We start from the raw sequence: 20,550 nt of genomic DNA, 5'->3' as shown, positions 1-20,550 counted from the left end.
GCAAGGTCAGAAGAAAGTACCGCACCAGGCGGCGGTCCGCGTGCCGAAGAGGTCGTCCGCGAGCGCGGGGCCGGTCGCGTCCAGCGCCTCGGCCCGGCCCGCCGCCGCGAGCGCGGTGGCCGTCCACGTGCCGAGGTAGAGCATCGCCAGCTCCGCCACCCCGACGCGCAGCTGCGCCGGGCGGTCGGTGCGGGTGACCTCCCCGCCGTCGATCAGGTACCGGCCGGCGTTCGCCGGGAGCACCGCGTCGGTCACCTCGAGCACCAGCGAACCCGGCCCGTAGGCCCGCGCGGCCAGCGCGGCGGGCACGTCGACCAGCCGCAGCCACAGCTCGTCCGGCGCGGCGGAAACCTTGGCACTGCGGGGATCCTCGAACAGCAGCGGCAGCGGATCGCCCGCACCCCGGTACGGCGCGTCGATCTGGTCGATCAGGTCCACGCCGGTCAGGTAGCGCCAGAGCCCGCCGCGCGCCGCGTCGTTCCCCGCGTGCAGCATTTCCAGGTGCAGCACGCTTTCGCTGTCGAAGGCGCGGTCGGCGTAGTAGCTGGCGAACCCGTCCGGACCGGATTCGCCGTGGTGCACCACGGTGACGATCGGCTTCTCACTGCGGCGGAAACCGGCCTCGCAACCGGCCCACCACGCGTCGCCCCTGGTCAGGTGCCCGGCCCCGTGCGCGGGCAGCGACGCGTAGATCCCCGGCAGGCGCTCGATCGCCGCGTCCACGTCCAGCAGCTCGATTTCCCCGCCACGCGGCACTTCCTGGCGCAGCGCCGCCCGCTTCGTGTCCACTGTGTACGAACGGGCCACGGTGGTCACGCCGTAGCCGTACCGGCCGTAGATGCGGCCTTCGGTGGCGTACAACCCGGCGAACGGCACGCCGCGCGCGGTGAAGTCCTCGAACTGCGTGCGGATCAGCTCGCTGAGCACCCCGCGGCGCGTGCGGTCCTGCCGCACCCCGACGCCGGTGACCGCGGCACACGGCAGCCGCCGCCCGCCCGGCACGGTCAGCTCGGCGTCCATCGAGCGCGCGGTGCCGACCGGCCGCTCGTCACCGGCGCCGAACACGCCGAGCGTGCGACCGGGCTGGTAGACCCGGGACCCGGTGCGCTCCCACTCCTCGTCACCGGAGGGTGGCAGGTGCAGTGCCGCGCGGAACAGCTGGTTCGCCGCCCGCAGTTCGTCCGCGCCGAGCACGCGCGGGGTGAAGTCACTCATGGGGTCGATCCTCGTCGTCACCGGGCGGCCGGTGCCACCCAATTAGACGTGCGCCACCCGGCTACTTGGGCGTGCCGACCTCGTAGGTGCCGTCCTCCTCGTTGACCACCTTGATCGGCACCGTCTTGGTGTCCCCGCCGATCTTGGCCTCGCAGTCGAACCCGGTGCCGTTCTTGACTTCCTTGCTCTCCGGGCAGGTCACCCCTTCGACGCCCTGCACCTGGTAGTTGTCGGTGAGCACCTTCTTCACCGCGTCCTGCATGGCGACGTTGTCGAAGACCTTCTTGTTGAACGGCGCGGGCCAGACCAGCAGCGCCACCGCGACCAGCGCGATCACCACCACCGCGCCGAGGCCGATCCACAGGCCCTTGCCGGACTTCTTCTTCGGCCCCTCCGGCTGCGGCTGGCCGGGGTAGCCCTGCTGCTGGAAGTCGTACTGCGCGGTCTGCCCGTACTGCGGCTGCGGCCCGGTCTGCGGGTAGCCCGGCTGCTGCGGCTGGGCGTACTGCTGCTGGTTCGGGTCGTACGGCTGCTGCTGCTGTTGCTGCTGGTTCGGGTCGTACCCGGGCTGCTGCTGCGGATAACCACCCGGCTGCTGCCCGTACTGCGGCGGGTAGCCCTGCTGCTGGTTCGGGTCGTAGGCGGGCTGCTGCGGGTAGCCGCCCTGCTGCGGGTAACCGGGCTGCTGCGGTGGCTGGGCGGGGAAGCCGCCCGATGGCGTGCCCTGCGGTGCTCCCCCGCCATAGCCCGGCTGCTGCTGGGCCCACTGCTGGGGGTCGTTGCCGCCGTACGGCGTGCTCATCTCTCGCCTCCGCGAAATTCCGGTGTGCCTGTCCCCGGCGATCCAACCACAGGCCGGGGTGCAATTCACGTAACGAATGGCCCCCTCGATCAGGCCGGAGCTCAGCCCGCGCCCGCCGCGACCACCCCGCGGCGCACCGCGCGCACCGCCTCGGCCGCCGTGGCGCCCACCGGATCGGACTTGCCGAGCACCACCCTGATCTGGTCCAGGATGTCGATGACCTGCCGTGACCAGCGCACGAAGTCCCCGGCGGAGAGTTCCTGGCCGTTGGCCTCGGCCGAGGTCAGCACCTTCTCCAGCGATTCCCCGCGCGCCCACCGGTAGACCGGCCAGGCGAACCCGGCGTCCGGCTCGCGCGTGCGGTCGAGCCGGTGCCTGCGCTCGTCCTCGGCCAGGTCCGACCACAGGCGGACGGTCTCCTGCCAGGCCTTGGTCACCGCGCCCTGCGGCAGCCTCGGCTCACCGGCGGAATCGCGGCGCGCCTCGAAGACCAGCGTGGAGACCACCGCGGCCAGTTCGGCCGGGTTGAGCCCGGACCACACGTCGTGGCGGATGCACTCCGCGGCGAGCAGGTCGGACTCGCTGTAGAGCCGCGCCAGCCGCCTGCCGTGCTCGTTGACCGGCGCTTCCTTGTCGTCGCTGAGGTAACCGCGTTCCGAGAGCAGCCGCAGGATCCGGTCGAAGGCACGGGCCAGCGAGTGCGTCGTGGCCGCGACCTTCCGCTCCAGCTGGGTGTTCTCCGCGGCGAGCCGCTGGTAGCGCTCGACCCAGCGCAGGTTCGCCTCGCGCTCGGCGAGACCGTGGCTCGGGTGCGCGCGCAGGGCCCGGCGCAACGCGGCCAGCTCACCGTCGTCGTTCGCTCCCGCGCGCCGCTTTCCGCGCCCCGGCGGGGAAATCCCGGCGTTGCGCAGGCTGGAGGCGATGTCGCGGCGGGTCTTCGGCGAGCGCAGCTCGACGTGCTTGGGCAGCCGGATCCGGCCCAGCGCCTCCACCGGCGCCGGGAAGTCGGCCACCGACAGCGGACCGGACCAGCGGTCCTCGGTGACCACCACCGGCCGCGGTTCCCGCAGCGGGTCGAGCCCCGGATCGACCACCACGGCCAGTCCGGCGCGGCGGCCCTGCGGCACCGCGATCACGTCGCCCTTGCGCAGTTTCTCCAGCGAGGCGGTGGTTTGCGCGCGACGGGCCGAGGTGTTCTGCCGGACCAGCGCCTTCTCCCGGTCGGAGATCTTCTTCCGAAGCTCCACATAGGACAGCATCTCGTCGAAGTCGCCGGTGATCGCCTCGCGGTAGCCCTTGAGCGCCTCGGTGTTCTTCTCGATCCGCCGGGCCGTGCCGACCACCGACCGGTCCGCCTGGAACTGCGCGAACGACTGCTCCAGCAGCGCGCGGGCGTCCTCGGCGCCGAGCTGGGCGACCAGGTTGATGGCCATGTTGTAGCCGGGCCGGAACGAGGACCGCAGCGGGTAGGTCCGGGTCGAGGCGAGTCCGGCGACCTGCTTCGGGTCCACGCCGGGCTGCCACACCACCACCGCGTGCCCCTCGACGTCGATCCCGCGGCGGCCGGCGCGGCCGGTCAGCTGCGTGTACTCGCCGGGCGTGAGGTCGACGTGGGCTTCGCCGTTGTACTTGACCAGCTTCTCCAGCACCACCGTGCGCGCGGGCATGTTGATGCCCAGCGCCAGCGTCTCGGTGGCGAACACGACCTTGACCAGGCCGCGGACGAACAGCTCCTCGACGGTTTCCTTGAACGCCGGGAGCAGGCCCGCGTGGTGGGCGGCGATGCCCTGTTCCAGCGCCTCGCGCCACTCCCAGAAACCGAGCACGCCCAGATCGCCCTCGGGCAGGTCGCCGGTGCGCGCGGAGATCACCCGGCGGACCTCGGCGGCCTCCTCGGGGGTGTTCAGCCGCAGGCCGGAGCGGGCGCACTGCGCCACCGCGGCGTCGCAGCCCGCGCGCGAGAAGATGAACACGATCGCCGGGAGCAGGCCGGCGCCGTCGAGCTGCTCGACCACCTCGACCCGCGACGGCGGCCGGAACCGCGGCCCGCGCGGCGGCGCGCCACGGCGGCCGCGTCCGTGCCGCAGCGCGTACGGCGTGGAGAACCGCGCGCCGACGTCCTCCACGCGGCGCAGCAGCGTCGGGTTCATCTGCAGTTCGGTGTCGCGCCCGCTGTCGCCGGCGAACAGGTCCAGCATCCGGCCGCCGACCAGCATGTGCTGCCACAGCGGCACCGGGCGGTGCTCGTCGACCACCACGGTGGTGTCCCCGCGCACCGCGACCAGCCACTCGCCGAACTCCTCGGCGTTGCTCACCGTCGCGGACAGCCCGACCACGCGCACGTGCTCGGGCAGGTGCAGGATGACCTCCTCCCAGACCGCGCCGCGAAACCGGTCGGCGAGGTAGTGCACCTCGTCCATCACCACGTAGGCCAGCTCGTCGATGGTCGACGACCCGGCGTAGAGCATGTTGCGCAGGACCTCGGTGGTCATCACCACGATCTGCGCGCTGCCGTTGATCGCGGTGTCGCCGGTGAGCAGGCCGACCGCGTCGCTGCCGTGCCGGGCCACCAGGTCGGCGTACTTCTGGTTCGACAGCGCCTTGATCGGCGTGGTGTAGAAGCACTTGCGGCCCTCGGCGAGGGCCAGGTGCACAGCGAACTCGCCGACCACCGTCTTCCCGGCCCCGGTCGGCGCGCAGACCAGCACGCCGTGGCCCTCCTCCAGTGCTTCGCAGCCGCGGAGCTGGAAGTCGTCGAAGACGAACGCGGAATCTGCGGCGAACCTGGTCAGCTGCGGAAAGCTGGAACGGCGCCTGGCCCGGCCGTAGGCTTCGGCGGGCGAGAGAGCGGAGCTGTCGGACACGATCTCAGCGTTTCACACCACCCGGCCGGCGCGCATTCGGCAGGCCGGGAACCGGGAGCGGGGTCGCGACATCTCATCGGCATGATCGCTTCGAGAGGGGCCGCCGCGATGGACACCGGGGAAACCGCGCAGTCACCACTCGCCTGCCCGCAGTGCCGCGAGGTGGACCAGGTCCAGCACGTGCCCGCGGTGCACCAGGGCGGCCGGGTCTCCTACCAGGGGCTCGGCCCGGCCTACACCGGGACCACCGGCTACGCCACGCCGTACCACGGGGTGGCGACCAGCGCGGTGTCGTCCGCGCTGAACCCCGCGCCACCGATCCGCGGGGCCAGCGGGTACCTGGTGCTGGCCGTGCTCGCCACCATCTTCACCGGCCTGGCCGGCATCGTCGCGCTCTCGCTCACCGTGGCCTCCGAGCACATCAGCGTCATCGGCCAGTTCTGGACCTGGATCTGGCCCGCGCTCGGCCTGGGCATGTCGGTACTAGGCTTCCTCCAGTACGCCCACCGAAGCCGGGCGAACACGCAGATGCGCCAGGGTTCGCAGCGGGTGCTCGACGTGTGGTCGCGCGCCTGGTTCTGCCACCGCTGCGGCATGGTCTTCTTCCCGGAGACCGACCAGGTCATCCCGCTGCACGCGTTCCGCGCGTACCTGTGGCAGATCGGCGACTACCGCGTCTGACCGGCCAGCCGCAGCGCGCCGGGGACGCAGCGCACGGTGCGCGGCAGCGCGCCCTGGGGTTCCCCGTCGGCGTAGGCGGGCCAGTCCGTGCCGTCGAGCACCACCTCGCTCGCCCGCAGTGTCTGCACCGCCGGGTGGTCGACGTGCTTGCCCGCCCGCAGCTTCGGCAGCATGCGCACCAGCTCGACGCGGCTCGCGCGGCCCACCACGGTCACGTCGAACAGGCCGTCGTCCGGCCGCGCATCCGGGCAGATCGGGATGCCGCCGCCGTAGAACGGCGTGTTGCCGATGGCCACCATGGTCGCTTCGAGCTCCAGCGTGACGTGCTCGGTGCGCACCCGGAGCGGTTTCGGCCGGAACGCGGCCAGTTCGGCGACGATCGCCAGGTCGTAGCGGCGCGGCCCGTCCGGCCAGCGCAGCCGGTTGGCCCGTTCGCTGACCAGCGCGTCGAACCCGGCGCACAGCACCGTGCCGAACCACGCGTCATCCACCCGGCCGAGGTCGACGCGCCGCTCTCCCCCGCTGACCACCGCGTCGGCGGCGGCCAGCGGATCGTCCGGGACGCCGAGCGCGCGGGCGAAGTCGTTGCCGGTACCCGCCGGGACCAGGCCGAGCCGCACCTCACGCCCGGCGCAGAACTGCACGCCCTGGTGCGCGGCACCGTCCCCGCCGAGCACCACCAGCAGGTCGAGCCCGGCCGCGGCCGACGAGTGCATCAGCGCCCGCGACTCCTCGACCGTGGTCGCCACCAGCAGGTCCAGCCGGTCGACCCCGGCGCGCAGGCGCTCGGCCACCCGGCCCGCGATGCGCGCGGCGGCGCCGTGACCGGAGGCCGGGTGCACGGCCAGCGCCGCGTGCCCGGCCACTACGTGATGTCGTCCGTGGCCGACTTGCCGCGCTTGCCCTTGTCGGCGGGCACCGGCTCCGGCTCGTCGATGCTGCTCGGCGTGTACTCGAAGGGCGCGGCCTCGTCGTCGTCGAGCTGGTCCCAGCCCTCGTCCTGGCGGACCTTGTCCAGCTTGCGGTCGTGGAACCGCGAGATCTGGATGGCCACCTCGCAGAGCAGGGTCAGCGCCCCGGCCAGCGCCAGCATGGAGAACGGGTCGTTGCCCGGCGTGGCGAAGGCGGCGAAGACGAACAAGGCGAAGATGATGCCGCGGCGCCACTTCTTCAGCTGGGCGTACTTGAGCACGCCCACCTGGTTCAGCATCACGATCAGCAGCGGCAGTTCGAAGCTGACGCCGAAGATGAGCAGCAGCGAGAGCACGAACGAGATGTACTTGTCACCGGCCAGCGCGGTGGCGAACTCGTCGCCACCGAAGCCGACGAGCAGCGCCAGCGCCCCGGGGATGAGGAAGAACGCGAGGTAGGCGCCGGCCGCGAACAGGATGCTCGCGAAGCCGACGAAGGTCATCGCGTACTTGCGTTCCTTCGAGTACAGGCCCGGCGCGATGAACGCCCACAGCTGGTACAGCCACAGCGGCGCGACCAGCACCATGCCGGCCACGATGCCCACCTTCAACTGGATCATGAAGGCTTCGAACGGCTGGGTCTGCAGCAGCGTGCAGCCGCGGTCCTGGAACTCGATCCGCACGTCGGCGGGCAATGCGCAGTACGGGGCGGTGATGATGTCACCGAGGGACGGGATCGGCCCGAGCTTGACCGCGAACCAGATGAACCCGAAGACACCGCCGCCGAGGATGGCCAGCAGCGCGTACCCGAGCCGCCTGCGGAACTCGTAGATGTGCTCGATGAGCGTCATCGTGCCGTCGGGGTTGTGCCGGCGGCTCCGCCGGCGCCGCTTGCTCCTGCGGGTGGTGCCCTCGTCCGCCACTACGGGGTCCGTTCTTCTGCGCTACAACAGGGACTGGAGAAAGTACGGGACAGCACCGGCGTGGCACCGCGAACGGCGGCCTCCGCCGGTGCCACGCGCGCGCGGCGTCAGCCCGCGCTCTTCGGCGTGTTGTCCGACGGGGTGGTGGCCGGCTGCTGCTTCTTCAGCTCGTCGAGCTGCCGCTGCAGGTCGGCGACCTGCTTGTCGGTGCCCGCCGGGGTCTGCGGCAGCGCCTTGGCCTCGGTGGCCGGGGTGGCGGTCTCGGCCTGCGCCTCCGGCGCGTCCTTGTCCTTGAGGTCCTTGGTCTCGGCCTTGAAGATCTTCATCGACTTGCCGATCGACCGCGCCGCGTCCGGCAGGCGCTTGGCACCGAACAGCAGGACGACGACCAAAACCAGGATGATCAGGTGCCACGGCTGCAGAGCGTTCATCTCTGGCCTCCCTATCGCTCTATCGTGTGGATCTTACGCGGGCCTCGCCTTTGCGCGAAGGCGACTCCGAGCGCGGCCGACCGCGCCCGCAGCAAACCAGCACGGTCACCGGCAGCCGTAGTCACCATGCTGGTGGTGCGACGGAGCGTGCGCAAGCCTCGACGCAGGCGAATCGCCACGGCCGCGAGCAGGACGAGCCCGATCACCACGAGCACGATGCTCAGCATGTAGGACACGAGGACAACCGTACTGGAATCAGGTGGCCGGCAGGTGACGCGCCCTGGCCAGCCCTTCGGCGGCGCGGCGGCGAACAGCTGAAGCGAGTTCCTCCGGCCGCTCCACCCGCGCCCCGCCGCCGAGGCCGAGCACCAGGCGCACCATCCAGGACTCGTCGCCGTAGCGCATCCGGACGCGCAGCCTGCCGCCGTCCAGCTCCGCCAGCTCCTCGCACGGGTAGTACTCGGCCACCCAGCGCAGGTCGCGGTCGAGCACCAGATCGGCCTCGCCCTGGCCGGGCCGTTCGGCGAACACGCCGTGCGAGAGGTCGGTGGGCCGGGCCTCCGGCGGCGGCGCCGCCGGCTCGTCGAGCACCTCGGCGCCGTCGATGCGGTCCAGCCGGAACAACCGCACGCCCTCGGCGCGGCGGCACCAGGCCTCCAGGTAGCCGAAGGTCTGCACGATCAGCACGCGCATCGGGTCGACCGTGCGCTCGGTGATCTGGTCCTTCGACGCGGTGTAGTAGCGCAGCCGCAGCGCCTTGCGCGCCTTGAGCGCCTCGCTGACCGTGCGGCGGGCGCGGGCGGTGTTCTCCGCCTCGCGCACCCCGGTGCCGACCACCACGCCGGACGGCCGGGCCTCCCCCGCCGCCGCCTCGATCTTGGCGATGGCGCGGTTGACCGCGTCGCTATCGACCACCCCGGGGGTTTCCGCCAGCGCACGCAGGGCGACCAGCATCGAGGTGGCCTCGGACCCGGTCAGCCGCAGCGGGCGGCGCATGCCCGCGTCGAAGGTGACGGTGACCGTCTCGCCGGCGAAGGACAGGTCGATCAGGTCGCCGGGGCCGTAGCCGGGCAGCCCGCACATCCACAGCAGTTCGAGGTCCTTGCGCAGCTGGCGGGGGCTGACCCCGAAGTCGCGCGCGGCCTCGGCGATCTCGATGCCCGGCCGGGCCAGCAGGTACGGGACCAGCGCCAGCAGCCGCGGCATGCGCTCGGTGGAACCCCGGCTCACCGGCCCGCCCCGATCCCGTGCGCGATCGCCTCCAGCCTGCCCCGGACCGCCTTGGCCAGCACGTCCGGTTCGAGCACCAGCACGTCGGGCGCGTGCCCGGCGATCCAGTCGGCGGCGCTTTCCGGGTAGTACAGCTCGATCTCCATCACGTCGCCGTCGATGCCGTCCACGGTCATCCGGTCCACCGGCTTCGCCCGCCGCCGCACCCCGGCGGCGCGCTGGTCGGCCACCCACAGCAGCGCCGGGGTGGTCGGGCTCGGCTCCGGACCGGCCGAACCGGCCACGTACTCCAGCAGGTTCACGTTCTCCGGGCGGCGGACCTCGCCCGCCTTGCCGAAGGCCCGCACCTCACCGCTGATCCTGGACAGCCGGAAGCAGCGGGTGGCGCGGCGGTCGCGGTCGAACCCGACCACGTACCAGCGCGCCTTCCAGGAGATCACGCCCCACGGTTCGACGGTGCGCAGCAGGCGTTCCGGGGAGTCGCTGCGGCGGTACTCGAACTTCACCGGCCGCCCGGCCTGCACCGCGGCCAGCAGCGGGGAGAACGCGGGCTCGGTGCGCACGCGCGGCTCGACCACCGGCTGCGCCTGCTGGTCCACCTCGACCCCGGCGGCCCGCAGCTTCACCAGCGCGGCCTGCGCCTGGCCGGTCAGCTCCGGGGAGTCCCACAGGCGCACCGCGAGCGCCACCGCGGCGGCCTCGTCCGGGGCGAGGTCGATCTCGCCGAGCTCGTAGTCGCGGCGGGCGATCCGGTAGCCCTCGACCGGGTCGAACCCGGAGTTGCGCCCGGTCTCCAGCGGGATGCCCAGCTCGCGCAGTTCGGTCTTGTCCCGCTCGAACATCCGGAAGAAGGCGTCTTCGGTCGCGGCATCGGCGTAACCGGGCACGATGCCGCGAATCCGCTCGGCGGTCAGGTACTGCCGGGTGGCGAGCAGGGCGAGCACCAGATTCACCAGGCGCTCGGCGCGGGCGGTGGACACCCGGACACAGTAGCCCGCCGCCCGGCACCCGTTGGTGAGGTCCGCCCCCTCGCGCCCCGCGCGCCGTGTGGGCGTCAGCCGAGTTTGGCGGCGCGGCCGCCGGCGCCCGAGGCCCAGCAGGCTCCGCGCGGCGTGCAGTCGACGGTGTCGAAGCTGCCGCTGTCGAACGAAGTCCAGTGCCTGCCGCCGTCGGTGCTGTAGTCGCTGCCCGTTGGGCCGACGGCCAGCAGCGTGTGGTGCCGCCACGCCACGCCCGAGCGGTACCCCACCGGCGGCGCGACCGGCCGCTCCCAGCTGCGCCCGCCGTCCCCGGTCAGCGCCAGCGCGGGCACCGGATCGCCCGGCTTGGCGTAGTCGCCGCCGATCGCGACGCCGCGCAGCCGGTCACGGAAGCCGAGCGCGAACACCCCGGCCGACGGGCTGCTCAGCAACGGCGTCTCGCTGACCGACCACGTCCGGCCGCCGTCGCGCGAGTGGAACACCCGCGCCGCGGCGTCCCCGCCGGTGCCGAACCAGGCGTCCTTCGGTCCCTCGGTGGTCAGGCACTGGCCGCTCGCGGCGAACCCGGCCTCGGCGGGCAACGCGGGCGGCAGGCCTTCCGGCGGCACCTCGGCCCAGCTCCGTCCACCGTCCTCAGTGGACAGGATGCGGAAGCGCCCGTCCACCGGATCGCTCATCGCCAGCCCGCGCCGGTGGTCGAAGAACGAGACGCAGTCGTAGAAGGCGCGCTCGTCGGGGTTGTCGAAGGACAACCGCCAGCTCGCGCCCCCGTCGTCGGTGCGGTAGATCTTCGCCGCCGGGCCGGTGCCCGCCGACATCACCACCGCGCGCCGCTCGTCGAAGGCCTCGATGTCGCGGAAGTCCAGCGTCGCCGTGCCCGGGGGCGCGACCTGCTGCCACGAACCGCCACCGTCGGTGGTGCGCAGCACGGTGCCCTTGCTGCCGCTGGCCCAGGCCACCTTCGCGCTGACCGCGTCGAGGCCGCGCAGCTGGGCGGTCACGCCCGTTGGGGTCAGCCGCCAGGCCGGCGGCCCGTCGGCGACGGCGGCGGGCGCCCCCGAGACGGTCAAGACGAGAGCGGCGAGAACGGCCAGGCGGGACTTGCGCATGCGGGACCCCCATCGGATCGGCGGTAGGTGGTTACCAGATCACCACGGCCCGCGCAAAGCGGGCGGCATCAACCAAACAGTTGAAGTGCGGCCGCCGCGACGGCCATATGGTGCGAAATGAACCCGGCGTTACCCCTCAGGAGGCCGTGATGACCACTTCCGCCGCGCAGCCGACCCGGAGCGGGTCCAAGGCGCTCACCCGGGCCGGCGGGATCGCCGCCGCCGCCATCGCCGTGTCGCTGGTCTGGACGCTCGCCGTCCCGGTGCTCGGCGTGGACCTGACCGTGACCAGCATCGGCGGCACCGCGCCGCAGACCGTGGACCTGGTGGCCATCCTGATCGCCACGGTGGCGGTATCCCTGGTCGGCTGGGGCCTGCTGGCCCTGCTCGAACGCCGCGGCAAGGGCCGGGTGTGGACGTTCGTCGCGGCCGCGGTGATGGTGCTTTCGCTGGCCAGCCCGCTGCTCGCGAGCGGACCGGTGGACGCGCGCGTCACGCTCGCCCTGCTGCACATCGTGGTCGGCGCCGTGGTCATCCCCGCGTTCCGCCGCGGCGCCTGACCCGGCGCGGCCGGGCCCGCTCATCCCGCGCCCCCGCCCGGCCGTCGCCGTTACCGATGAGCGGGGCCGCGCTCGCTTGCCCGGCGAGCCCGGCCCCGCTCATCGTGCTGTCACAGCGAACTAATGAGCCGTTCCACCCGCTCGTCCACCGCGCGGAACGGGTCCTTGCACAGCACGGTCCGCTGCGCCTGGTCGTTCAGCTTCAGGTGCACCCAGTCCACGGTGAAGTCGCGCTGGGCGGCCTGCGCGGCGGCGATGAAGTCCCCGCGCAGCTTGGCCCGGGTGGTCTGCGGCGGGGTGTCCTTGGCCAGCTCGATCTCGCCGTCGTCGGTCACCCGGCGGACCAGGCCCTTGCGCTGCAGCAGGTCGAAGATGCCGCGACCGCGCCGGATGTCGTGGTAGGCCAGGTCGAGCTGGGCGATCCGCGGGCTGGACAGGTCCAGGTCGTGCTTGGCCCGGTACCGCTCCACCAGCCGGTGCTTGATCGCCCAGTCGATCTCGGTGTCGATCTTCGAGAAGTCCTGCGTCTCGACCGCGTCCAGCGCGCGGCCCCACAGCTCCACCACGCGCTCGGCGGTGGCGCCCGAGCCGTTGGTCTTCACGTGCTGGGCCGCCCGCGCGTAGTACTCGCGCTGGATCTCCAGCGCCGAGGCCTCGCGCCCGCCGGCCAGGCGCACCTGGCGCCGCCCGGTCAGGTCGTGGCTGATCTCGCGGATCGCCCGGATCGGGTTGTCCAGGGTGAAGTCGCGGAACTGCACCCCCTGCTCGATCATCTCCAGCACCAGGTTCGCCGCGCCCACCTTGAGCAGGGTGGTCGGCTCGGCCATGTTGGAGTCGCCGACGATGACGTGCAGCCTGCGGTAGCGCTCGGCGTCGGCGTGCGGCTCGTCGCGGGTGTTGATGATCGGCCGCGACCGCGTTGTGGCGCTCGACACACCCTCCCAGATGTGCTCGGCGCGCTGGGACAGGCAGTACACCGCGCCCCGCGGGGTCTGCAGCACCTTGCCCGCCCCGCAGATCAGCTGCCGGGTGACCAGGAACGGCAGCAGCACGTCGGCGATCCTGGAGAACTCCCCGGCCCGGGTGACCAGGTAGTTCTCGTGGCAGCCGTAGGAGTTGCCCGCCGAGTCGGTGTTGTTCTTGAACAGGAAGATGTCGCCGCCGATGCCCTCGTCACCCAGCCTGCGCTCGGCGTCGACCAGCAGGTCCTCGAGGATGCGCTCGCCCGCCTTGTCGTGCGTGACCAGCTGCGTGAGGTCGTCGCACTCGGCCGTCGCGTACTCCGGGTGGGACCCGACGTCCAGGTAGAGCCGCGAGCCGTTCGACAGGAACACGTTGGACGAACGCCCCCACGAAACCACCCGCCGGAACAGGTACCTGGCCACTTCGTCCGGCGACAACCTGCGCTGTCCGTGGAAGGTGCAGGTCACCCCGAACTCTGTCTCGATCCCAAAGATCCGCCGCTGCATGCCCCCAGGGTATGCGCAAGTGCCCCCAAGTCGGTGCGCCGTTCGGGCGTCGGCGTTGCGTCGGTTACGTTGCACCACGTGTTCAGGCACATCAAGCGCCCCCTGCGCCAGGTCGGCGAGACCGACCGCGCCCTCGTCCGCCGCAGCGCCGCGCTCCCCAGGTCCTCCGCCGATCACGCCCTGATGGCGCTGACCCGGTCCGCCAACAAGGGCAGGTTGTGGTGGGTGGTCGCGGCCGTCCTCGCCTCCCGCAAGGGCACCGGCAGGCGCGCGGCGATGCGCGGCGTGGTCGCCATCGGCGGCGCCAGCCTCACCGCCAACCTGATCGGCAAGCCGCTGTTCCCGCGCCGCCGCCCGGCCGCCGAGGAGGTGCCCGAGCACCGGCGGCTGGTCAAGCGGCCCACGTCGTCCTCGTTCCCGTCCGGGCATTCCGCCTCGGCCGCCGCGTTCACCGCCGCCGTGGCGATGGAGTCCCCCGTGCTCGGCCTGGCCATCGCGCCGGTGGCGGCGGCGGTGGCCTACTCACGCGTGCACACCGGCGTGCACTGGCCAAGCGACGTCGGCGCGGGCGCGCTGATCGGCGTCGGCGCGGCCTTCGCCACCCGGCACTGGTGGCCGGTGCACCCGACCGTGCCCGGCGACACCGCGCACCCCGCCGAAGCCCCGGTGATGGTGGACGGCGAGGACATGCTCGCACTGGTCAACCCCCGGTCCGGGATCGACGGGCAGGACCCCACCGAGGACGTCCGGTACGCCTGGCCCAAGGCGACCATCATCTACCCGGACGCCGACCGCGACATCCGCGAGCAGCTCGCCACCGAGATCGAGCGCCGCGGCACCGTGCGCGCGCTCGGCGTGGCCGGTGGTGACGGCACGGTGGCCGCGGTCGCCTCGGTGGCCGCCGAGCACAAGCTGCCGCTGGCGCTCATCCCGGCGGGCACGCTCAACCACTTCGCCCGCGACGTCGGGGTGCGGTCCATGCCGGACGCCGACGCGGCCACCGAGGCGGGTGCCGCGGTCGGCATGGACCTCGGCGAGGTCACCGTGGACGGGGTGACCGGCAGCGACCGCCGCTGGTTCGTCAACACGGCCAGCATCGGCGGGTACCCCGAGATGGTCCGGATGCGCGAGAAGCTGCAGGACAAGCTGCCGAAGTGGCCCGCCGCGGCCATCGCCATGGCCCGCAGCCTGCGCAAGGCCAGGCCGCTGGAGGTGGAGCTGAACGGGCAGCGGACCTCGGTCTGGCTGATCTTCGTCGGCAACGGCCCGTACATCCCCAAGGGCTTCGCCCCGGCCCACCGGCCCGCGCTGGACACCGGCCTGCTCGACGTGCGGTACCTGCGCGCCGACGTGCCGTACTCGCGCGCCCGGTTCCTCGCCGCCGCGCTGACCAACACGCTCGGCACCAGCCACGTCTACCGCGAGTTCGACGTGCCGGAGCTGGAGGTCAAGCTGCTCAACGGCAACCGCCGCGTGGCCACCGACGGCGAGGTCGGCCCGCTCGGCTCGCACTTCGTCTTCAAGTCGCAGCCGAGCGCGCTGGCGTTGTACCGCCTCTAGCAGCACGCTGTGAATGTGGCTTTCACTGCGCCTGACGCGGTGAAAGCCACATTCACAGCGTGAGCGGGCTACTTCTTGGGGGCGTCGCCTGGCTCGTCCGGCTTGCCGTCCTCATCGGACTTCCCGGCCTGGTCCGATTCGGACTCCTCGGCCAGCTCCGGCTTGGGCAGCAGTGCTTCCAGCGCGGCCCCGGTGATCCGGCGGAACGCCCGGCCCGGCCGCTCGCGCTCGAGCACCGCGACCTCCAGCTTGCCGACCTCACCGCCGCCACCGTTGGTGGCCGAGGACGAGGACGAGGCGTTCGGCGCGCTCGCCTGCAGGGCCGCCACCGCCACCGCCACCGCGGCGGACAGCTCGAGGCCCTCCTCGTAGGTGTCCTTCAGCTTCGAGGTGATCGGGTCGGTCTGGCCGCCCATCGCCACGAAGCGCGGCTCGTCGCCGATGGACCCGTCGTAGGTCAGCCGGTAGAGCTGGTCCTCGGTCGGGCTCGCGCCCACCTCGGCCACGCAGATCTCCACCTCGTACGGCTTGAGCTGGTCGGTGAAGATCGCGCCGAGGGTCTGGGCGTAGACGTTCGCCAGCGCCCGCGAGTTCACGTCACGCCGGTCGTACTGGTACCCCTGCAGGTCCACGTACTTGATCCCGCCCCGGCGCAGGCTCTCGAACTCGCTGTACCGGCCGACCGCGGCGAAGCCGATGCGGTCGTAGATCTCGGACACCTTGTGCAGCGTCGTCGACGGGTTCTCGGCCACGAACAGCACGCCACCGGCGTACTTCAGCACCACGACACTGCGTCCCCTGGCAATGCCCTTGCGCGCGAGCTCGGAACGCTCGCGCATCAGCTGCTCGGGCGACGCGTACAGCGGCATCGTCACTGCGGTGGCTCCACTCTCTCGTGCTTGGAAGTCTTACTCAGCCCTGGCGCCCTGGGCGCTGCGCGCGGTCGTTGACCACCGCTTCGGCCACGGCCTCGGCCTGCTCGGCGGGCAACCGCACCGCGCCGTGCTCGGCGGTGATGGTCACCGCGGTCGGGAAGATCCGGCGCACCAGGTCGGGCCCGCCGGTCGCGGTGTCGTCGTCGGCGGCGTCGTAGAGCGCCTCCACCGCCACCCGCACGGCCCCTTCCAGGTCCGCGTCCGGGTCGTGCAGCTTCTTCAGCGACGACTTGGCGAACAGCGACCCGGAGCCGATGGCGTGGTACCCGCCGTGCTCCTCGTACCGCCCGCCGGTGACGTCGTAGGACACGATGCGCCCGCCGCGCTTGGGGTCGGCGGCCTCGGTGTCGTAGCCGACGAACAGCGGCAGCACCGCGAGCCCGGCCATGGCCACGTCCAGGTTGGCCTTCACCATCATCGACAGCTTGTTCGTCTTGCCGTCCAGCGACAGCGAGACGCCCTCGAGCTTCTCGTAGTGGGCCAGCTCCACCGCGTACAGCCGGACCATCTCCAGCGCCAGGCCCGCGGTACCGGCGATGCCGACCGCGGAGTACTCGTCGGTGACGTAGACCTTGTCCATGTCCCGCGTGGCGATCAGGTTGCCGGTGGTCGCCCGCCGGTCACCGGCGATCAGCACGCCGCCGGCGAAGGTCACCGCGACGATCGTGGTGCCGTGCGGCACGTCCAGCCCGCCCGGCTGGGCACCGGCTCCCCGGCGGCCGGGGAGCAGGTCCGGGGCCTCCGCGCGCAGGAAGTCGGTGAACGACGAGGTGGTCGTCGTCAGGTACGACGCGGGCAGCGCGAAGCCCGAGTGGTTCGAGGTGTTGTCCATACGTGCTCGTTTTTCCCATCAACGAAGATCAGCGGGACCGGTGTGCGCGCGGGAGACTACTCCCCGCCCTTCTGCACATAGGCGCGGACGAAGTCCTCGGCGTTCTCCTCCAGCACGTCGTCGATCTCGTCGAGGATGGTGTCCACGTCCTCGCCGAGCTTTTCGCGGCGTTCCTGACCGGCCGGGGCACCGCCCTCGACCTCTTCGTCGGAGTCACCGCCGCCGTGCCGCTCGATCTTTTCCTGAGCCATCTCGCCTCCCGGTGTGGCCGTTGTTCTCAAGCCTATCCGTTCGAACCGACATTCGGTGCCACCACTGGATCACTCCTGGGTCGCGCTCTAGTCCGAACCGGTGAGCGCCTCGACCAGTTCTTCAGCGGTGGCCGAGTCGTCCAGGAGCTTCCCGACGTGTGCTTTCGTCCCGCGCAGGGGCTCCAGCGTGGGAATACGCACCAGCGACTCGCGGCCGACGTCGAAGATCACCGAATCCCACGAGGCCGCCGCGATCGAGGTCGCGTACTTCTCCAGGGTGCGGCCGCGGAAGTAGGCCCGCGTGTCGGACGGCGGGGTGGTGATCGCCGCGCGCACCTCCTCCTCGGTGACCAGCCGCTTCATCGAGCCGCGGGTGACCAGGCGGTTGTACAGGCCCTTGTCCAGCCGCACGTCCGAGTACTGCAGGTCGACCAGGTGCAGGCGCGGCGCGCCCCAGTTGAGCTGGTCGCGGGCGCGGTAGCCCTCCAGCAGGCGCAGCTTGGCCGGCCAGTCCAGCCGGTCGGCGCACTCGGCGGGGTCGCGGGCCAGCGCGTCGAGCACCTCGCCCCAGATCCGCAGCACGTCCTTGGACTGGGTGTCGCCGCCGGTGCGGTCGAGGAACTCCGAGGCCAGCTCGTGGTAGGCGAACTGGAGGTCCAGCCCGGTGAACTTGCGCCCGCCGGCCACCTCGACCTTGGTCTTGAGCGTCGGGTCGTGGCTGATCTGGTGCACCGCGCGCACCGGCTCGTCCAGTTTCAGCTGGTCGAAGCGCATCCCGGACTCGATCATGTCCAGCACGATCGCGGTGGTGCCGAGCTTGAGGTAGGTGGAGTACTCGGCCAGGTTCGCGTCGCCGATGATCACGTGCAGCCTGCGGTACTTGTCCGCGTCGGCGTGCGGCTCGTCGCGGGTGTTGATGATGCCGCGCTTGAGCGTGGTCTCCAGGCCGACCTCGACCTCGATGTAGTCCGACCGCTGCGAGAGCTGGAACCCGGCGTCCTCGCCCTGCGGGCCGATGCCCACCCGGCCGGAGCCGGTGACCACCTGGCGCGAGACGAAGAACGGGGTCAGCCCGGAGATCACCGAGGTGAACGGGGTGGACCGGGCCATCAGGTAGTTCTCGTGGGTGCCGTAGCTGGCGCCCTTGCCGTCGACGTTGTTCTTGTACAGCTGCAGCGCGGGCTGGCCGGGCACGGTGGCCGCGCGCATCGCGGCCTCCTCCATCACCCGTTCGCCGGCCTTGTCCCAGATGACCGCGTCCCGCGCGTTGGTGACCTCGGGCGCGGAGTACTCCGGGTGCGCGTGGTCGACGTAGAGCCGGGCGCCGTTGGTCAGGATGACGTTGGCCGCGCCGAGGTCCTCCACGTCGGGGTCGTGGCCGGGGGTGCCCGGCCCGGCGAGGTCGAACCCCCTGGCGTCGCGCAGCGGCGACTCCACCTCGTAGTCCCACCTGGCCCGCCGGGCGCGCGGGATGTCCGCCGCGGCCGCGTAGGCCAGCACCACCTGGGTGGAGGTCAACACCGGGTTGGCCGTCGCATCGCCAGGCACCGCGATGCCGTACTCGACCTCGGTTCCCATGATCCGCCTCATACCGTCCACCCTACGGGGACGGGACGGCGTGACACCTCCCAGGTGGCCGCGATTGGATGGGTGTCGTGAACGACGAACTGGTAGCGGTGTACGACGAGTCGGGCGCGGCGGTCGGCGAGGCGACGCGCTCGCGGGTGCGGGCCGAGGGGCTGTGGCACGCGGCGGGCGTGGTCCTGGTGCGCTCGCCGGACGGCGCGAAGGTGTACCTGCACCTGCGCACGGACACCAAGGACGTCTTCCCCGGCACCTACGACTGCTGGGCGGGCGGGCTGATCGCCGCCGGTGAGACGCCGGTCGAGTGCGCGCGGCGGGAGCTGGCCGAGGAGCTGGGCATCCGGGACGTGCCACTGGAGCCGCTGTTCGTCCACGTCTACGACCAGCCGCCGATGCGCTGCCACAACTTCGCCTTCGAGGCCAGGTGGGACGGGCCGATCACGCACCAGCCGGAGGAGATCGTCTCCGGCGAGTGGATCGAACTGGCCGAACTGCGGCGGATGGCCGAGGACCCGGCCAGCCCGCTCATCCCGGACGGCAGGCTGGGCGTGCTCGAGTGGTTCCGCCGGTTCGACCCGTGACGGGGTTCAGGAGGACACGCGGACCAGCGCGGCGGCGCTGATGGGGGCCAGCCGCTTCGCCGCGTCGGTGGCGCGGGCCTGGGTGCTCGCGGCCACCTGCACCGCGGAGATGACGTCCCCGCGGGCGAGCAGCACGGTGCAGACCGCGGCGCCCTTGTCCGTCTCGCACCACGCCCGCTGCGCCTCGGCGCCGGTCGGGGTGAGCTGGACCGGGGTGGCGCCCGAGCAGATCAGCCGGTTGACCGCCTCGGCCGCGCCCTTGCTGGTCAGCACCTGGTGGCTCAGCGAGGCGCCGGAGGGGTACTGCCAGTCGGCCCGCTTGCGCTGGTCTTCCGGGATCCGCTCGACCAGCGGCGCCAGGCACTTCGACGGCGTGGCGGGCTTGGTGGCCTTGCGGACCTCCTCGGCGGCGACGTCGCCGTCGGTCAGCAGCGCGGGCGTGGTCGCGGTCCGCGCCTGGGGCGCCGGCGCGGCCGCCGCGGTGGACGGCGGCGGCGCGGACGGCGTGACCGGCGCCGACGAGGGAGCCGGGTCGTCGTAGTAGGTGTCGAGGTCGTTCGGCCGGTCGGCGCACCCCGCCAGCCCGGCGAACGCGACCGCCGTGGCCGCCAGCGCGGCCACCTGCACCTGACGCAACCTGCAACCCCCTCGGGTTCGCTGTTCGTGACCGGCGAGACTCTATCTAGTTCCAGTCGAGGCGGGAGCGGTGGGCCCAGTACTCGGCCGGGGATTCGCGCGAGGTGCTCAGGTGCGCGAGTTCGGCGTCGTCGAGGGAAAGTGTTGTGGCGTCGAGGTTCGACCGGAGTTGGCCGACGCTCGCCGGGCCGGCGAGCACCGCGTCGGCGAACGGCTGCGCCAGTGCGGCCGCGATCGCCACCGCGTCGGCGGTGACCCCGCGCGCGGCGGCCAGTTCGGCCACCGGCGCCGGCGGCTCGGCGACCAGCCGCCCGTTCGCCAGGGTTTCCTTCAGCATCACCAGGTTTCCCGCCGCGCGGGCTTCACCGAGCACCTCGCCGACCGAGGACTCCAGCAGGTTCCAGGTCGACTGCACGGCGGTGAACACCCGCTGCCCCGAACGCTCCAGCTCGAACGCGCGGCGCACGGTCTCCGCCTGCGCCGGGCCGGAGGTGGTGAACCCGACGCGGACCCCGCCGGCGGCGTACTCGGCGAGCCGGTCCAGCAGCGCGCCATCGGTGAACAGTGGACTGTCGATGGTCAGCGAATGCACCTGGTAGAGCGAAATCCACAAGCCGAGCAGCCCGGCGCTCTCCGCCTCCTGCTGGTCGAAGCGGGCGAGCGAATGCTCCTTCTCCTCGTGCACCTGCGCGTCGAGGCGCCAGCCACCGACGTAGGCATAACCCCACTTGCTGGACACCGTGACGTCCTGGTGCCCGCGTTCGCCGAGCCACCCGGCCAGGAACTCCTCGGAACGGCCGTAGGACCGCGCCACGTCCACCCAGCGCACCCCCGCCGCGTAGGCCGCGTCGAGCACCTCCCAGGTGGCCGCGCGCATGGACGCCACGTCGCGCTCGGGCGGCAGCGCGCCCTCACGGCCGAGGTTGATGTACGCGGGCCTGCCGAGCGCGGCCAGCCCCACTGCGATCTCCGGTGTCTCCGCCACGGTCAGACGGT

General features: G+C 72.2%; 21 protein-coding genes. 4 read left to right on the top strand and 17 right to left on the bottom strand.

Going from position 1 to position 20,550, the window contains the following annotated elements; all coding sequences use genetic code 11:
- Positions 1–6 precede the first annotated feature (6 nt).
- The 3 genes from JYK18_RS31600 to JYK18_RS31590 all read right to left on the bottom strand — a co-directional run bounded on the left by JYK18_RS31600 (position 7) and on the right by JYK18_RS31590 (position 4,881).
- Positions 7–1,215, bottom strand: coding sequence for a GNAT family N-acetyltransferase (locus tag JYK18_RS31600; protein WP_206807074.1), 1,209 nt, complete (start codon positions 1,213–1,215; stop codon positions 7–9).
- A 61-nt stretch (positions 1,216–1,276) separates the two neighbouring features.
- On the bottom strand, positions 1,277–2,017 hold the full coding sequence (locus tag JYK18_RS31595) for a DUF4333 domain-containing protein (RefSeq protein ID WP_206807073.1): 741 nt from the start codon (positions 2,015–2,017) through the stop codon (positions 1,277–1,279).
- Between the two features lie 101 nt (positions 2,018–2,118).
- The gene (locus tag JYK18_RS31590; RefSeq protein WP_206807072.1) at positions 2,119–4,881 is read right to left on the bottom strand and encodes an RNA helicase; all 2,763 of its coding nucleotides are present in this window, start codon (positions 4,879–4,881) and stop codon (positions 2,119–2,121) included.
- Between the two features lie 81 nt (positions 4,882–4,962).
- On the opposite strand from JYK18_RS31590, the gene JYK18_RS31585 reads away from it, so the two are divergent.
- Positions 4,963–5,562: a hypothetical protein gene (locus JYK18_RS31585; protein ID WP_206807071.1), complete on the top strand. Its 600-nt coding sequence runs from the start codon at positions 4,963–4,965 to the stop codon at positions 5,560–5,562.
- On the opposite strand, the gene JYK18_RS31580 is transcribed toward JYK18_RS31585, so the two are convergent.
- From JYK18_RS31580 to JYK18_RS31550, 7 genes are all read right to left on the bottom strand, one after another.
- A complete protein-coding gene (locus tag JYK18_RS31580) occupies positions 5,550–6,428 on the bottom strand; it encodes a diacylglycerol kinase family protein (protein WP_206807070.1) in 879 nt (292 codons plus the stop codon). The two genes, JYK18_RS31585 and JYK18_RS31580, sit on opposite strands and share 13 nt — an antisense overlap.
- Complete coding sequence (tatC, locus tag JYK18_RS31575; RefSeq protein ID WP_307796141.1) at positions 6,428–7,396, bottom strand: twin-arginine translocase subunit TatC; 969 nt, start codon at positions 7,394–7,396, stop codon at positions 6,428–6,430. Before tatC ends, JYK18_RS31580 begins: the two co-directional genes overlap by 1 nt.
- Before the next feature lie 107 nt (positions 7,397–7,503).
- Complete coding sequence (tatA, locus tag JYK18_RS31570) at positions 7,504–7,827, bottom strand: Sec-independent protein translocase subunit TatA (protein WP_206807069.1); 324 nt, start codon at positions 7,825–7,827, stop codon at positions 7,504–7,506.
- An 11-nt stretch (positions 7,828–7,838) separates the two neighbouring features.
- A complete protein-coding gene (locus JYK18_RS31565) occupies positions 7,839–8,054 on the bottom strand; it encodes a bacteriophage holin (protein WP_242583425.1) in 216 nt (71 codons plus the stop codon).
- 28 nt (positions 8,055–8,082) lie between these two features.
- Positions 8,083–9,033, bottom strand: a complete 951-nt coding sequence (locus tag JYK18_RS31560) for a YafY family protein (protein ID WP_206808233.1) — start codon at positions 9,031–9,033, stop codon at positions 8,083–8,085.
- Between the two features lie 20 nt (positions 9,034–9,053).
- Complete coding sequence (locus JYK18_RS31555; protein ID WP_206807068.1) at positions 9,054–10,037, bottom strand: YafY family protein; 984 nt, start codon at positions 10,035–10,037, stop codon at positions 9,054–9,056.
- Between the two features lie 74 nt (positions 10,038–10,111).
- Positions 10,112–11,146: an oxidoreductase gene (locus JYK18_RS31550; protein WP_206807067.1), complete on the bottom strand. Its 1,035-nt coding sequence runs from the start codon at positions 11,144–11,146 to the stop codon at positions 10,112–10,114.
- 149 nt (positions 11,147–11,295) lie between these two features.
- On the opposite strand from JYK18_RS31550, the gene JYK18_RS31545 reads away from it, so the two are divergent.
- Positions 11,296–11,706 carry a DUF6069 family protein gene (locus tag JYK18_RS31545; RefSeq protein ID WP_206807066.1) on the top strand — a complete coding sequence of 137 codons (411 nt, stop codon included), beginning with the start codon at positions 11,296–11,298 and terminating at the stop codon, positions 11,704–11,706.
- Positions 11,707–11,816: 110 nt separating this feature from the next.
- On the opposite strand, the gene pafA is transcribed toward JYK18_RS31545, so the two are convergent.
- A complete protein-coding gene (gene pafA / locus JYK18_RS31540) occupies positions 11,817–13,175 on the bottom strand; it encodes a Pup--protein ligase (RefSeq protein ID WP_153033014.1) in 1,359 nt (452 codons plus the stop codon).
- Positions 13,176–13,358: 183 nt separating this feature from the next.
- Between pafA and JYK18_RS31535 the strand changes: the two genes are divergently transcribed.
- Complete coding sequence (locus tag JYK18_RS31535) at positions 13,359–14,735, top strand: bifunctional phosphatase PAP2/diacylglycerol kinase family protein (protein WP_374195089.1); 1,377 nt, start codon at positions 13,359–13,361, stop codon at positions 14,733–14,735.
- A 68-nt stretch (positions 14,736–14,803) separates the two neighbouring features.
- Here the strand turns inward: JYK18_RS31535 and prcA are convergent, their stop codons facing one another.
- The 4 genes from prcA to dop form a co-directional block, all read right to left on the bottom strand.
- Positions 14,804–15,610 (bottom strand): proteasome subunit alpha, encoded by an 807-nt coding sequence (gene prcA / locus JYK18_RS31530; RefSeq protein WP_206807064.1) that lies wholly within the window; start codon positions 15,608–15,610, stop codon positions 14,804–14,806.
- Between the two features lie 37 nt (positions 15,611–15,647).
- Positions 15,648–16,502 (bottom strand): proteasome subunit beta, encoded by an 855-nt coding sequence (prcB, locus tag JYK18_RS31525; protein ID WP_206807063.1) that lies wholly within the window; start codon positions 16,500–16,502, stop codon positions 15,648–15,650.
- A gap of 56 nt (positions 16,503–16,558) precedes the next feature.
- Complete coding sequence (locus tag JYK18_RS31520; RefSeq protein WP_113692219.1) at positions 16,559–16,753, bottom strand: ubiquitin-like protein Pup; 195 nt, start codon at positions 16,751–16,753, stop codon at positions 16,559–16,561.
- Between the two features lie 87 nt (positions 16,754–16,840).
- Positions 16,841–18,343: a depupylase/deamidase Dop gene (dop, locus tag JYK18_RS31515; RefSeq protein WP_206807062.1), complete on the bottom strand. Its 1,503-nt coding sequence runs from the start codon at positions 18,341–18,343 to the stop codon at positions 16,841–16,843.
- A gap of 65 nt (positions 18,344–18,408) precedes the next feature.
- Between dop and JYK18_RS31510 the strand changes: the two genes are divergently transcribed.
- The gene (locus tag JYK18_RS31510; RefSeq protein WP_307796140.1) at positions 18,409–18,918 is read left to right on the top strand and encodes an NUDIX domain-containing protein; all 510 of its coding nucleotides are present in this window, start codon (positions 18,409–18,411) and stop codon (positions 18,916–18,918) included.
- 6 nt (positions 18,919–18,924) lie between these two features.
- On the opposite strand, the gene JYK18_RS31505 is transcribed toward JYK18_RS31510, so the two are convergent.
- Positions 18,925–19,545: a hypothetical protein gene (locus tag JYK18_RS31505; RefSeq protein WP_307796230.1), complete on the bottom strand. Its 621-nt coding sequence runs from the start codon at positions 19,543–19,545 to the stop codon at positions 18,925–18,927.
- Positions 19,546–19,600: 55 nt separating this feature from the next.
- Entirely contained in the window at positions 19,601–20,545 is a 945-nt protein-coding gene (locus JYK18_RS31500; protein ID WP_242583414.1) for an aldo/keto reductase, read from the bottom strand.
- Positions 20,546–20,550: the final 5 nt, after the last annotated feature.

Origin of the sequence: Amycolatopsis sp. 195334CR, assembly GCF_017309385.1 — a bacterium.
Lineage (GTDB): Bacteria > Actinomycetota > Actinomycetes > Mycobacteriales > Pseudonocardiaceae > Amycolatopsis.
This window is presented reverse-complemented; position numbering and strand designations above follow the sequence as displayed.

Bases quoted from the DNA above. Each gene is read 5' to 3' on its own strand.
- JYK18_RS31600 (WP_206807074.1), bottom strand. From the start codon at position 1,215: ATGAGTGACTTCACCCCGCGCGTGCTCGGCGCGGACGAACTGCGGGCG.
- JYK18_RS31595 (WP_206807073.1), bottom strand. From the start codon at position 2,017: ATGAGCACGCCGTACGGCGGCAACGACCCCCAGCAGTGGGCCCAGCAG.
- JYK18_RS31585 (WP_206807071.1), top strand. From the start codon at position 4,963: ATGATCGCTTCGAGAGGGGCCGCCGCGATGGACACCGGGGAAACCGCG.
- tatA (WP_206807069.1), bottom strand. From the start codon at position 7,827: ATGAACGCTCTGCAGCCGTGGCACCTGATCATCCTGGTTTTGGTCGTC.
- JYK18_RS31565 (WP_242583425.1), bottom strand. From the start codon at position 8,054: ATGCTGAGCATCGTGCTCGTGGTGATCGGGCTCGTCCTGCTCGCGGCC.
- JYK18_RS31560 (WP_206808233.1), bottom strand. From the start codon at position 9,033: ATGCCGCGGCTGCTGGCGCTGGTCCCGTACCTGCTGGCCCGGCCGGGC.
- JYK18_RS31550 (WP_206807067.1), bottom strand. From the start codon at position 11,146: ATGCGCAAGTCCCGCCTGGCCGTTCTCGCCGCTCTCGTCTTGACCGTC.
- JYK18_RS31545 (WP_206807066.1), top strand. From the start codon at position 11,296: ATGACCACTTCCGCCGCGCAGCCGACCCGGAGCGGGTCCAAGGCGCTC.
- pafA (WP_153033014.1), bottom strand. From the start codon at position 13,175: ATGCAGCGGCGGATCTTTGGGATCGAGACAGAGTTCGGGGTGACCTGC.
- JYK18_RS31535 (WP_374195089.1), top strand. From the start codon at position 13,359: ATGGCGCTGACCCGGTCCGCCAACAAGGGCAGGTTGTGGTGGGTGGTC.
- prcB (WP_206807063.1), bottom strand. From the start codon at position 16,502: ATGGACAACACCTCGAACCACTCGGGCTTCGCGCTGCCCGCGTCGTAC.
- JYK18_RS31520 (WP_113692219.1), bottom strand. From the start codon at position 16,753: ATGGCTCAGGAAAAGATCGAGCGGCACGGCGGCGGTGACTCCGACGAA.
- dop (WP_206807062.1), bottom strand. From the start codon at position 18,343: ATGAGGCGGATCATGGGAACCGAGGTCGAGTACGGCATCGCGGTGCCT.